Source organism: Actinacidiphila rubida (assembly GCF_900110255.1).
GTDB classification, from domain to species: Bacteria; Actinomycetota; Actinomycetes; order Streptomycetales; family Streptomycetaceae; genus Actinacidiphila; species Actinacidiphila rubida.
On sequence record NZ_FODD01000013.1, the window covers coordinates 123163 to 135998 of the forward strand.

The following is a 12836-nucleotide window of genomic DNA, read 5'->3' on the forward strand; positions in this document are numbered from 1 at the left end:
GGTGACGGCCACGTACGGTCCGGGCGCGGGCACCGTCCCGCGCCCGCCCGGCACCCTGTCCACGACGGCGCGGACCCGGCGCACCCTGGTGCGCGGGCTGCCCGTCGTGCCCTCCGTGGTGCTGATGCTCCTGTTCCTCGCCGGCCCGATCGCCTACTGCGTCTACTACGCGTTCACCGACATGCGCCTCACCGGCGCCTCGACGACGCACTTCGTCGGCTTCGACAACTTCACCAAGGCGTTCGGCGACTCGAACTTCCGCAACGCGGTCATGCTGACGCTGATGTTCACGGTGCTGTCGTCGATCATCGGGCAGAACGTGCTCGGGCTGTTCCTGGCCGCGCTGATGCGCAGCGCGTCGCGTCCGGTGCGCTCCGCGGTCAGCACCGTGGTGGTGATCTCGTGGGTGCTCCCCGAAGTCGTCGCGGCCTACCTGCTGTACGCGTTCTTCCGCCGCGAGGGTGAACTCAACGCGATCCTTCACGTCCTCCATCTACCGCAGCAGAACTGGCTGTTCACGCTGCCCATCGTGGCGGTGTCGCTGGCGAACGTGTGGCGCGGGACGGCGTTCTCGATGCTCGTGTACTCGGCGGCGCTCCAGGAGATCCCGGCCGAGATCACCGAGGCGGCCGAGGTCGACGGCGCCGGGCGGTGGAAGCGGCTGTGGCACATCACCCTGCCGATGATCCGCCGCTCCATCGGCACCAACCTGATGCTCAACACCCTGCAGACGCTGTCGGTCTTCGGGCTCATCTTCGTGATGACCCGCGGCGGACCCGGCAACCGCAGCGAGACCCTCCCGCTGTACATGTACGAACAGGCCTTCCAGGACAGCCTCATCGGGTACGGAACGGCGGTGGCCCTGATGCTCCTCATGGTGGGCGCGCTGTTCTCGGTGCTGTACCTGCGCCTGCTCCGGACGGAGGTCTGACATGGCGGTCGTCTCGTCACCGAAGCTCCAGGCCCGGCGGGAGCGCTCCCGCCCCGTGCAGGAGCGCGCCACCGCCAAGCGCTCCCGGCGGCGCACCGAACAACTCGTCGTCAACGCGATCCTTCTGGTGATCACGCTGGTGTTCCTGGTCCCGCTGGCCTGGCTGCTGCTGGCGTCGGTCAACGGCACCGCGGACCTGCGCGTGAGGATGCCCGACCCCGTCACGTTCGACAACTTCCACCGGGTGCTCAACAGCGACATCACCTACCGGCCGATCCTCAACGGCCTGATCCTGTGCGGCGGCGCGACCGCGCTGTGCGTGGTGTGCGCGGTGCTGGCCGCCTATCCGCTGTCCCGCTACGAGTCGCGCTACAAGCGGCCCTTCCTGCTGACCATCCTGTTCACCACGGGCCTGCCCATCACCGCCGTGATGGTCCCGGTGTACGCCATGTACGTGCAGGTCAACCTGATCGACACCATGTACGGGACGATCCTGTTCCTGGGCAGTTCCGCACTCCCGTTCGCGATCTGGCTGACGAAGAACTTCATGGACGGCGTGCCGCTGGTGCTGGAGGAGGCCGCCTGGACCGACGGCGCGTCGTCCCTGCAGACCCTGCGCCGCGTGGTGCTGCCGCTGATGTGGCCCGGCCTCACCGTGGTGACGATCTTCACCTTCCTGAGCATGTGGGGGAACTTCTTCGTCCCCTTCTTCCTGCTGCTGTCCCCCGACCAGCTGCCCGCCTCGGTGAGCATCCTCAACTTCTTCAGCTCCCGCGGCACCGTGGACTACGGGCAGCTCGCGGCCTTCTCCCTGCTCTACTCCGCCCCCGTGGTGGTGCTCTACGCCGTCATGTCCAAGGTCCTCGGCGGCAGTTCCGCGCTCGGCGGTGCCCTGAAGGGCTGACTTCGTCCGGATTCCGCACGTTTGCCTCAGGGAACTCGCGATAATCCGCAGGGTTCCGTACGCATCCCCGTCACCCACGCTTATGCGAGGAGCGATACATGCACGACGACCGGAGGCTGGTGGAGGACCGACTCGAGCGCGTCCTGCGCGAGAGGATCCGCCCCGCCGTCCACGCCCTGAGCGTGCCGCTGGAGGTCCACCTCTGGCACGCCCCCGGCGAGCCGGTGCCCGTGGCCGAGGGCCTGGCCGCGCCGTACGAGCCGGCACAGGTCGGCGAGGTCTGGGGCCGGCCGTGGGGAACCACGTGGTTCCGGCTGACCGGCGCCGTACCCGCCGCATGGGCGGGCCGGCACGTCGAGGCGGTGGTCGACCTCGGCTTCGGCGAGGACCACCCGGGGTTCTCGGCGGAGGGTCTCGTCTACCGGCCCGACGGCACGGCGGTCAAGGGACTCCACCCGCGCAGCCAGTCCGTGCGCGTCACGGCCGGCGCCGAGGGCGGCGAGGCCGTCCTGCTGTACGTGGAGGCCGCGGCCAACCCGATGATCGCGGGGCCGGTGACGGCGCTCGGCGACACCGCCACGGCCCCGCCCGAACCCCTGTACCGGCTGCGCCGGGCGGACCTCGCGGTCTTCGACCGCACCGTCTGGGAACTGGTCCAGGACCTCGACGTGCTCGGCCAGTTGATGCACGAGCTGCCGGTGGACACCCCGCGGCGCTGGGAGATCCTGCGCGCGGTCGCCGCCTCCCTCGACGCCCTGGACCCGGATGACGTGGCCGGTACCGCGGCGGACGCCCGGGCCGCCCTGGCCCCGGCGCTCGCGGCCCCCGCCCACGCCTCGGCACACCGGGTGTCGGCCGTGGGCCACGCGCACATCGACTCGGCGTGGCTGTGGCCGCAGCGCGAGACGATCCGCAAGGTGGCGCGCACCGCCTCCAACGTCACGGCGCTGATGGACGACCACCCGGAGTTCGTCTTCGCCATGTCCCAGGCGCAGCAGCTCGCCTGGATCAAGGAGCACCGTCCCGAGGTGTTCGCCCGGGTCCAGGAGAAGGTCGCCGCCGGGCAGTTCGTGCCGGTCGGCGGCATGTGGGTCGAGTCGGACACCAACATGCCCGGCGGCGAGGCGCTGGCCCGGCAGTTCACCCACGGCAAGCGCTTCTACCTCGAGGAGTTCGGGATCGAGACGCGGGAGGTGTGGCTGCCGGACTCGTTCGGCTACACCGCCGCGCTGCCACAGCTGGTGAAGCTGTCGGGGTCCACGTGGTTCCTGACGCAGAAGATCTCCTGGAACCAGACGAACGCGTTCCCCCACCACTCGTTCTGGTGGGAAGGGCTCGACGGGAGCCGGGTGTTCACCCACTTCCCGCCGGTCGACACCTACAACTCCGACTTCTCCGGACGGGAGATGGCGCACCTGGTGCGCAACTTCCGTGACAAGGGCGGGTCCAGCCACTCGCTGGTGCCGTTCGGCTTCGGTGACGGCGGCGGCGGTCCCACCCGCGAGATGCTCGCGCGCGCCGAGCGGCTGCGGAACCTGGAGGGCGCGCCGCGGGTCGAGATCGAGCCGCCCGCCGAGTTCTTCGCCAGGGCCGAGGCCGACTACCCGGACGCGCCCGTGTGGGTGGGCGAGCTGTACCTGGAGCTGCACCGGGGCACGTACACCTCGCAGGCCCGCACCAAGCAGGGCAACCGGCGCAGCGAACACCTCCTGCGGGAGGCCGAGTTGTGGGCGGCGACGGCGGCGCTCCGGACCGGCTTCAGCTACCCGTACGAGGTGCTGGACCGGCTCTGGAAGACGGTGCTGCTGCACCAGTTCCACGACATCCTGCCGGGCTCCTCCATCGCCTGGGTGCATCGCGAGGCGCGTGACACCTACGCCCGCGTGGAGCAGGAACTGGAGGACGTGATCGGCGCCGCGCTGCGCGCGCTGGCCGGTGAGCCGGACGCCGGGGGCACGGTGGTCTTCAACGCCGCGCCGCACGCGCGCTCCGGCGTCCCCGCCCTGGGCGGCGCGGTCCCGGCGGAACCGGCCGGCCCGGTGTCCGTCACCGAGGACCCGGGGGGCGGCTTCGTCCTCGACAACGGGCTGCTGCGCGTGCGGGTCGACCGGCGGGGTCTGGCGACGTCCGTGTACGACGTCGCCGCCGATCGCGAGGCCGTGGCGCCGGGCAGCGCCGCCAACCTCCTCCAGCTGCACCGGGACCTGCCCAACCACTGGGACGCCTGGGACGTCGACGCGTTCTATCGCAACACCGTCACGGACCTGACGGGCGTCGACGAGCTGCAACTCGTCGACAAGGACCCGTCCGTGGCGAAGGTGCGGGTGGTCCGGAGCTTCGGCGCCTCACGGGTCGAGCAGACCCTGGCGCTGCGGGCCGGCGCCAAACGTCTGGACATCGACACCGAAGTCGACTGGCACGAGCGGGAGAAGCTGCTCAAAGCGGCCTTCCCGGTCGACGTGCACGCCGACCGCTCGGCCGCCGAGACCCAGTTCGGGCACGTCTTCCGCGCCACGCACACCAACACGAGCTGGGACGCGGCGAAGTTCGAGATCTGCGCCCACCGCTTCCTGCACGTGGGCGAGCCCGACTGGGGCGCGGCCGTCGTCAACGACTCCACGTACGGCCACGACGTCACCCGCACCGTCCGGCCGGACGGCGGCACGACCACCACCGTCCGGCTGTCGCTGCTGCGGGCCCCGCGCTTCCCCGACCCGGACACCGACCAGGGCAGCCACCACTTCCGGTACGCGTTCGTGCCGGGCGCGGACCTCGCCGACGCGGTCCGCGAGGGCTACCGGGTGAACCTGCCCGAGCGGACGGTGCCGGGCGGCCGGGCGGTCCCGCCGCTGGTCGCCGTCGACAACGGCGCCGTGGTCGTGGAGTCGGTGAAGCTCGCCGACGACGCGTCCGGTGACGTGGTGGTCCGTCTCTACGAGTCCCTGGGCCGCCGGGCCCGCGCCGCCGTGCGCACCGGCTTCCCGGTCGCCTCCACCACGGTCGTCGACCTGCTCGAGCGCCCCCTGCCCGACGACGGCGCTCCCGTCGAGGCGTCGGACGACGGCCTGCGGATCGCCCTGCGCCCCTTCCAGATCCTCACGCTCCGCCTGACTCCGGCCGCTGACTGAACGACCCGTCGGGGACCGCAGGGACGACTCCCTGCCCGGACCGGCGTGCCGGCCAACCCACGGGGGTGGCCGGCACGCCGTCACATGAACGCCCCCGTCGCGTGGACGCCGGCACGTCGACGCCCCCGTGATCCTCAGCGGTGGTCCGCGACGCCCGGCGGGGCACTCCGGACCGCCACGTCCGGCTCACCGCCGTCGCCCCGAGCCGGCCCTCGCCCAGACGCCGGCCCGCGGTCGCCGCCGCGCCCGCACACCGTGACCACCGCGCGGCAGGCGGGCCGCGGGAGTCCCCGGCCGGTGCGGGCCACCGCCCGCCGGTACCTCCGGCGTCGTCCCCGCTCGACCCGGCAGGCAGAATGAGCCCCCTTCCGGACCGGAGGTGGAGATGAGTGCAGCAGCGGGCGCGGACACCCCGATACGCCCGGCGGGTCCCGGCGTCCCCCGCCTCGTCGGCCGGGACCGCGACCTGGAGCTGCTGGGCAGGGCCCTCGACGAGCGCCCGGGGCTCGTCGCGGTCGCGGGCGAGGCGGGCATCGGGAAGAGCCGCTTGCTCGCCGAACTGCTGCGGGAGCGGCCGGAACGCGTGCTGGTCGCGGTCTGCCCGCCGTTCCGCGAGCCGTACACGCTCGGCCCGGTCGTCGACGCGGTCCGCGGCCTCGCCGCCGGCGTCGCGGACCTGCCGCTGACCGCGCTGGCCGGCGCACTGCGGCCGGTGTTCCCCGAGTGGGCCGGGCAGTTGCCGCCCGCACCCGACCCGCTGGCCGACGACGCGGCCTCCCGGCACCGCCTGCTCAGCGCCCTCGCCGAGCTCGTCGACGCCCTCGGGGTGGGCCTGCTGGCGCTGGAGGACGCGCACTGGGCCGACGAGACCACGCTGGAGCTGCTACTGCTCCTGCGGGCCCGGCGGGAGCGCCCGCGTCTGGTCCTGACCTACCGGCCCGAGGACGTCCGCCCGGACTCGCTGCTGCGGCGCCTGGTCGCGCACACCGGCGTCACGCGTGTGGAGCCCGGGCCGCTGGACGCCGCGGGAACCGCGGACCTGGTGTCGTCGATGCTCGGCGGGGAGCCGGTCTCGGCGGAGTTCGCGGAGTTCCTGCACCGGCGCACCGACGGGCTGCCGCTGGCCGTCGAGGAGTGCGTCCGGCTGCTGTACGCCCGCGCGGACCTGGTCTGCGAGGACGGCGCCTGGCTGCGGCGCGACGTCGCCGAGCTCGATGTGCCGCCCAGCATCCGCGACGCCGTCCTGGAACGGGCCTCCCGGCTCGGGCCGGCGGCCGGCGCGGTGCTCGCGGCGCTCGCCGTCCTCGAAGGGGAGCATCCCCCGGGCCTGGTCGCCGAAGTCGCCGGACTCCCCGCGGGCGACGCCGAGGACGGTGTGGCCGAGGCCCTGGCCGGCGGCCTGCTGCAGGAGGACCGCGAGGCCCGCCTGGGGTTCCGGCACGGTCTGGCGGCGCGGAGCGTCTACCGGGCGCTCGGCGCCATGGAGCGGCGGCGCCTCCACCAGCGCGCCGGACAGGCCCTCGAACGGGAGCGGGTGCGACGCGTCGCCGAACTGGCCCGGCACTTCCGGGAGGCAGGCGACCGGCCCCGCTGGGCGGCGTACGCGGAGCAGGCGGCGGACCGGGCCGTCGCCTCGGGCGACCCGCGGACGGCGTTCGGGCTGCTCCACGACGTCCTCACCGGCCGTGCCGCCGAGGGCGCGGAGGTGGCGCGCCTGGTCCAGCGGATGCCGATGTACGCCGCGCCCGGCAACGGGCCGCTGCGCGAACTGGTCGCGGTGCTGCGGGAGACGGCCGGCAGCGGGCTCGCGCCGAAGGAGCGGACCGAGGTCGTCTGGCAGCTGGCCCGGTTGATGTTCCACGTCGGGGACATGGAGGCGGCCTCGGCCGAGATGGCGCGGATCGTGCCCGCCCTGGTCCGGGAGCGCCCGGCGGCCGCGGTGCGCGCGATGATGATGCTGGCCCGCCCGCTGGGCACCGCGCACCCGGCGGCTCACCACCGCGCGTGGCTGGACCGTGCCGGGGAGCTGATCGGCGCCGGGCCGGGCGCGGCGTCCGGGCCGCCCGCGGGTCCGGCCGTTGAGCGTCCGCCGGGCACCACGCCCGAGGACCGGCTGTCGTTCCTCATGGACCGCGCCGCCACCCTCCTGGTGCTCGGCGATCCCGCCGGCTGGGCGGCGGCGGCCGAGCTTCCGGACGGCGGGCGCAGCCCCGGCGAGGTGCTGCAGCGCGCCCGCGGGTTCGCCAACCTCGGCGAGGCGGCGATGCTGTGGGGACGGTACGGCGACGCGCGGCGGCACCTCGACGCCGCCGCCGAACTCGCCGCACGGCACCAGCACCTGCGCCTGCACGCCCTCGTCGGCGCGACCCTCGCCCACCTCGACTGGCTCACCGGCCGGTGGCCCGGCCCGGCGCGCTGGGCGGACTCGGCGCTCGACGCCGGCGAGCCGGTGCTCCGCGCGGACGCGCTGCTGCTGAGGGGCCTGTTCGACGCGGCGCGCGGCGACCACGAGCGGGCGCGGGAACGGGTGGCGGGCGCGATCGCGGTGGGGCGTCCGCGCGGCCCCGCCGACGGGTCGCGCGACCCGTCGGCCGTCCTCGCGCGGGTGGCGATCACGGCCGGCGCGCCCGGCGAGGCGCGCGCCGCCACCGATGCCGCGTGGGAGCTCGTGCAGGCGAAGCAGCTCTGGCTGTGGGCCGCGGAGACCGCCCCGCTGCGGATCCGCGCGCTGCTCGGCGCGGGACGCGCGGCCGAGGCCCGCCGCGCCGCCGAGGCGTTCGCCGAGGGCACCCGTGGCCTGGACGCGCCGATCGCGACGGCGGCCCGGCGGCTGGGCACGGCCCTGCTCGCCCGCGCGGACGGCGAACTGGGGGGCGCCGCCGAGCGGTTCGAGGCGGCCGCCGCCGCGTGGGACGCCCTTCCCCGCCCGTACGACGCGCTGCTGGCCCGGGAGGAGGCGGCCGGCTGCCGGCTCGCCACCGGCGACCGGGAGGCGGCCGTCGCTGTGCTCCGCACGGTCTTCGACGGCCTCACCGCCCTGGGCGCGACCGGCGACGCGGACCGGGTACGGCGCTCGCTGGCGGACGCGGGCGCGCGGGTCGCGGCACGGGCCGGCCGGCCCGGCTACGGCGACCGGCTCTCACCCCGCGAACTGGACGTGCTGCGGCTCCTGGTGGAGGGCAGGACCAGCGCCCAGATCGCCCGCGTCCTCGGACTGTCCCCGCGCACCGTCGAGAAGCACGTCCACTCCGCGATGCGCAAACGCGGCGTCCCCTCCCGCACCGCCCTCGCCGTCGCCGCCGTGGAGTCCGGCGACGTCCCGACGCCTCGCCCCACCCCCCACTCCTGAGCCCTTGAAGGGCCGCCGCCCGCACGGCACACACCCCGCCCGCCGGCCGCCGGGTTCCGGGACCCGAGAGACGATGCCGGCCACCAGCAGGAGCCCGGCCCGCCGACGGCGTGCGGACCCGCCGATGGGAGCCCGCGCTGCGGACGGCGGCGGGGCGAGGGCCCCGCGCCGGGGGGCGCGGCGAAACCCGAGGGGTTTCCCGGGTAGTTCTGCGCATTGTCCGCTCCGTGACGCGCGGCGTTCACTGCTTGCTCAGGTACAGAACGGAGCAGCCGCGATGACCTCTGGAAACGGTGCCGATCCCTCGGGCGGGGAGCCCACGGCGGCCGAACCCACCGGCGAGGTGCCGGAGTTCGGCGAGGACGTGGGCGGCGGTGCCGACACCGCCGCCGAGCCGGCCCCGGCACAGGACGCGGACCGGCCCCGCCCGCCGAGGCGGAAGGCCGGAGTGGAGTACCGGCCGGTCTGACCGGCACCCCCCTTCGCGCCGGCCCGGCCGGCGCACCCCGCTGAGGAGAACGATGCACAGACGAACACGCATGTGGGCCGCCGCGGTGGCCTTCGCCTGCGCCGCGGCGTCCGCCCTGACGGCCGTCGTGCCGGCACAGGCGGCGCCCGCCACGGGCGGCGGCGCCCCGCAGGCCACGGCTGCCTACCGGCCCGCCGCCTGCGCCACCCCCGTCCCCACCGCGGAGCGCAAGGGCACCGCGCCCTACGCGACGTGCGACCTGATGGGCGTCGCCGACAGCCACGGCGCGATCGCCGCGGGCTCGCCGACCCCGCCGGAAGGAGCCGTCACCCCGGACGCCCTCCGCGCCGCGTACGGCCTGCCGTCCGGCGGCGCCGGCGCGACCGTCGCCATCGTGGACGCCGGCGGCTACGCGACCGCCGAGTCCGACCTGGCCGTGTTCCGCAGCACCTACGGCCTGCCCGCGTGCACGTCCGCGAGCGGCTGCTTCACCAAGCTCGACCAGCAGGGCGGCCACGACCTCCCGCCGGAGAACCCCGACTGGACCATCGAGACCGCGCTCGACCTCGACGCCGTCTCGTCCGTGTGCCCCGACTGCCACATCCTGCTCGTCGAGGCCGACTCGCCGTCCATCGACGACCTCGGCCAGGCCACGGACAGCGCGGCCGCCCTGCACCCGGTGGCGATCTCCAACTCCTACGGCATCCCGGGCGAGATCAGCACCCCGGCGGCGTACGACCACTACTACGACCACCCGGGCATCGCCGTCACCGCGGCCACCGGCGACTACGGCAACGTCGTCAACTGGCCCGCGTCGGACGGGAACGTCGTCGCCGTCGGCGGCACCACGCTCACCCACGACGGGTCCACCGCCCGCGGCTGGACGGAGTCGGCCTGGTCGTCCGGGGGTTCGGGCTGCTCGCGGGTCGAGCCGATGCCGGACCGCCAGCAGGGACTCGACACCGGCTGCGCCAACCGCGCCATCGCGGACATCTCCGCGGACGCCGACCCGGCCAGCGGCCTGGCCCTCTACAATTCCGCGCACGTGGGCGGCTGGGCCCAGTACGGCGGGACGTCGCTGGCGTCGCCGCTCGTCGCCGCGATGTACGCCCTGGCCGGCACCCCGACCCCCGGCACCTACCCGGTGACGTACCCGTACGCGGACACGCACGCCGCCGACCTGAACGACGTCACGACCGGCTCCGACGGCCGCTGCGGCAACCAGCTGTGCGTCGCCCGCGCCGGCTGGGACGGCCCGACGGGTCTCGGCACGCCCTCCGGCGTCGGCGCGCTGCGCCCCGGCCCGCACGGCCTCGTGACCGGGACCGTCCGCGGCACCGGCCCGGCGTCCGCGTCCGGCCCGGTCCCCGGCGCCTCCGTGACCGCCACCGCCGCCGACGGCCGCCGCTACACGGCCACGACCGACGCGTCCGGCACCTTCACGCTCGCCCCGCCGCCCGGCCAGTACACGGTCACGGCCGCCGAGTTCGGCTACGCCACGGCCACCGCGACGGTGAAGGTCGGCGACGGCCTCACGTCGAAGCAGTCCTTCACGCTGCGCGCCCTGCCGGCCCACGTCGTCTCCGGCACCGTCAGCGACGCCTCGGGCCACGGCTGGCCGCTCGCCGCGGCGATCACCGTCGACGGCTACCCCGGCGCCGCGGTGCCCACCGACCCGGTGACCGGCCGCTACTCCGTACGGCTGCCGGACAACGGGACCTACGCGCTGCACGTCGCGTCGACGCTGCCCGGCTACACCGCGGCGGACGGCACGGTCGCCGTCGGCACCCGCGACGTGCGCCACGACGTGACGCTGGCGACGGACGTCACCACCTGCTCCGCGCCCGGCTACCGCTTCGGGTACGCGGGCACCACCACCGGTTTCGAGGGCTGGTCCGGCGCCACACCGCAGGACGGCTGGACGGTCACCGACGACAACGGGTCCGGGGTCACCTGGCGGTTCGACGACCCGGCCGGCCGCGGCAACGACACCGGTTCGACGGGCCAGTTCGCGGAGGTCGACTCCGTCGACGCGGGCATCGACACGCACGAGACCACCAGCCTGGTCTCGCCGGCCCTGGACCTGAGCGGCGACACCGCGCCCATCGTGTCGTTCGCCAACTCCTTCACCTCGCCGCTCTACAACGCCAACGCCAACGTCGAGGTCAGCGTCGACGGCGGCCAGTCCTGGACCTCCGTCTGGCACATGGCCCGCATGACCTCCTCCGGTCCGGAGGTCGTCGCGATCCCGCAGGCCGCGGGCAAGAGCGACGTGCGGGTCCGGTTCCACTACGACGCTGTCCACTCGTGGTACTGGAAGGTCGACGACGTCTTCATCGGCAACCGCTCCTGCGACACCGTGGCCGGCGGGCTCGTGGCCGGCACCGTCCGTGACGCCAACACCGGCGCGGCGCTGACGGGCGCGACCGTGAGCGTCGCCGGAGTCCCGGGCGCCACGACGGCCGCCGGCGCCTACGAGGTGTTCGCACCCGCCTCGGCCGCCGACGCCTCCGGGCGGACCGCACTCGGTGTCGCCGACGGGGCCTACACCGGCTCGACCGTGCGGACCGCGGTCCCCCGCGACCAGGTCACCAGGAGGGACTGGCGCCTCGGCGCCGGCCGGATCGCCGTAGCGGACGGCTCGTTGCGCGTCACGCAGCCGCTCGGCCGCGCGACCACCCGCACCGTGACGCTCCGCAACACGGGCACGGCACCGGTGCACGTCGTCCTCAACCCCCAGGACGGCTCCTACTCGCCGGACTCGCACTCCGGCACCGCCGCGGGCGCCCGGGGCAACGGAACGGTCCGGCACGCCGCCGGGCACTTCAGCCACGGGTCGCTGCTCGGCCCGTGGGCGCACGCCGCCGGCTCCGCTACGGGCGCGGCCGCTTCGGCGGGCACGGGCAGCACGGCCACGGCGGCCGGCGCCACGGCCTGGACGACCGCCGACGCCCTGCCGACGCCCGCGATGGACAGCGGCGCGGTGACGCTCGACGGCAAGGTGTACGCGTTCGGCGGGACCGACGGCGGCAGCCTGCTCTTCAAGTCCTCCGTCCACGAACCGGCCACGGGCGGATGGCGCCGCCTGGCGAACCTTCCGCAGGGGCTGGAGAAGCCGGGCGTGGAGGCGGTCGACGGCTCGGTCTACGTCGTCGGCGGCTGGGACGCGACCGGTCAGGCCTCGGCCGCGGCCTACCGGTACGACCCGCGGCAGGACAGCTGGGCGTCGGTAGCGCCGCTCCCCGCGGGTGTCGTCGCCGGCGGCACCGCCGTCCTCGGCGGCCGGCTGTACGTCGTCGCGGGCTGCGGCGGCAACTGCTCCCCGGCCTCGCAGGCGACCTACGTCTACGACCCGGCGGGCGACTCCTGGAGCCGGGTGGCGGACTACCCGGTCACCGACGCGTGGCAGTCCTGCGCCGGTATCGGCGGCCGGGTCGTCTGCACTGGTGGCACGGACCCGGTCACGGGCAAGGAGAGCGCGGCGACGTACGCGTTCGACCCGGTCACGGGTGCGTGGACGGCGCGGGCCCCGCTGCCGCGGTCGACCTGGGCGATGGCCGCGGCGTCCTCCGGCGGGCGGCTCCAGCTGGCCGGCGGGGTCTCCGGCGGGCAGCTGACCAACCAGGCCGAGGAGTACGACCCCGCCACCGACTCCTGGTCGGCCCTGCCCGCGGCCGACGTGCTGGCCTACCGCGCGAGCGGCGCCTGCGGGCTGTACGTCGTCGGCGGCGCGGACGCCGGCAACCATCCGGTCAGCGGCGTCGAGGAACTGCCCGGGTACGGCGACTGCGCCGCTTCGGGCGCCGCCACGTGGCTGTCGGCGCCGCACACCGTCACCGTCGCCCCGGGCGCCTCCGTGACGGTGCGGGTCACGCTCGACGCCGCCCGGGTCGACCGGGCCGGGACGTACACGAGCGGGCTGACCGTCGGGACCGACTCGCCGTACGCCGTGCCGGCACTCGCCGCCACGATGGAGGTGACGGCCCGGCACTGACGCCGCCGGCACGCGGACGACCACGAAGACCGGCGGGCCCCGGCCCGGCGCGCCGGGCGAC

At 75.1% G+C, this 12836-nt stretch carries 6 protein-coding genes; all 6 read left to right on the forward strand.

Translation table 11 applies throughout. The annotated features are described in order from the left end of the window. The first annotated feature begins 1 nt into the window (after window position 1). Window positions 2–931 carry a carbohydrate ABC transporter permease gene (locus tag BMW99_RS15015; RefSeq protein WP_407640292.1) on the forward strand — a complete coding sequence of 310 codons (930 nt, stop codon included), beginning with the start codon at window positions 2–4 and terminating at the stop codon, window positions 929–931. A gap of 1 nt (window position 932) precedes the next feature. Then, window positions 933–1835, forward strand: a complete 903-nt coding sequence (locus BMW99_RS15020) for a carbohydrate ABC transporter permease (RefSeq protein WP_079138906.1) — start codon at window positions 933–935, stop codon at window positions 1833–1835. A gap of 98 nt (window positions 1836–1933) precedes the next feature. Then, a complete protein-coding gene (locus tag BMW99_RS15025; RefSeq protein WP_069466488.1) occupies window positions 1934–4963 on the forward strand; it encodes an alpha-mannosidase in 3030 nt (1009 codons plus the stop codon). 385 nt (window positions 4964–5348) lie between these two features. Continuing rightward, a complete protein-coding gene (locus BMW99_RS15030; RefSeq protein WP_075016948.1) occupies window positions 5349–8312 on the forward strand; it encodes a helix-turn-helix transcriptional regulator in 2964 nt (987 codons plus the stop codon). A 277-nt stretch (window positions 8313–8589) separates the two neighbouring features. Beyond that, window positions 8590–8781, forward strand: a complete 192-nt coding sequence (locus tag BMW99_RS15035; RefSeq protein ID WP_075016949.1) for a hypothetical protein — start codon at window positions 8590–8592, stop codon at window positions 8779–8781. A gap of 52 nt (window positions 8782–8833) precedes the next feature. After that, a complete protein-coding gene (locus tag BMW99_RS15040; RefSeq protein ID WP_075016950.1) occupies window positions 8834–12775 on the forward strand; it encodes a carboxypeptidase regulatory-like domain-containing protein in 3942 nt (1313 codons plus the stop codon). The last annotated feature ends 61 nt before the right edge of the window (window positions 12776–12836 follow it).

Bases quoted from the DNA above. Each gene is read 5' to 3' on its own strand.
- BMW99_RS15020 (WP_079138906.1), top strand. From the start codon at position 933: ATGGCGGTCGTCTCGTCACCGAAGCTCCAGGCCCGGCGGGAGCGCTCC.
- BMW99_RS15025 (WP_069466488.1), top strand. From the start codon at position 1,934: ATGCACGACGACCGGAGGCTGGTGGAGGACCGACTCGAGCGCGTCCTG.
- BMW99_RS15030 (WP_075016948.1), top strand. From the start codon at position 5,349: ATGAGTGCAGCAGCGGGCGCGGACACCCCGATACGCCCGGCGGGTCCC.
- BMW99_RS15035 (WP_075016949.1), top strand. From the start codon at position 8,590: ATGACCTCTGGAAACGGTGCCGATCCCTCGGGCGGGGAGCCCACGGCG.
- BMW99_RS15040 (WP_075016950.1), top strand. From the start codon at position 8,834: ATGCACAGACGAACACGCATGTGGGCCGCCGCGGTGGCCTTCGCCTGC.